The 310-nt window shown below is 56.1% G+C and carries 1 pseudogene; it reads right to left on the bottom strand.

Annotation, left to right across the window (positions count from 1 at the left end):
* Nucleotides 1-182, bottom strand: a pseudogene (locus tag EN852_RS41985) (tol-pal system protein YbgF); the annotation flags it as partial.
* Nucleotides 183-310: the final 128 nt, after the last annotated feature.

The following is a 310-nucleotide window of genomic DNA, read 5'->3' as shown; positions in this document are numbered from 1 at the left end:
CTCTTCCGATCTTGGACTTGATCCTGCTTTTTCTTCTCACCGAAAAGGCTGGGCAACTCAAGTGTCGGCAGATGGAACGAAAACCCGCTCTCGGTTGATTGCCCCGAACCGCTCGCCAAAGCGGTTACGCCTGATAGGAGCAGCAGCGCAAGCGTGCCGCTCAGAACCGATCTCAAATGCATGTGCCTCTCGCCGTCCAATCGTTAGCTTGTTCGCGCCTTCCAATCGATGTGAGACCAGCCAAGCGCCCTCGGCTCATAGCAGGGCGCGAGACTTCGGCCAAATTTTGTTTCGGGCCCCAGGATATGAA

Origin of the sequence: Mesorhizobium sp. M2E.F.Ca.ET.209.01.1.1 (genome assembly GCF_004010375.2) — a bacterium.
In the GTDB taxonomy this organism is placed as follows: domain Bacteria; phylum Pseudomonadota; class Alphaproteobacteria; order Rhizobiales; family Rhizobiaceae; genus Mesorhizobium.
The sequence above is the reverse complement of the archived record's forward strand: the minus strand, read 5'-3'. Positions and strand labels throughout refer to the sequence as shown.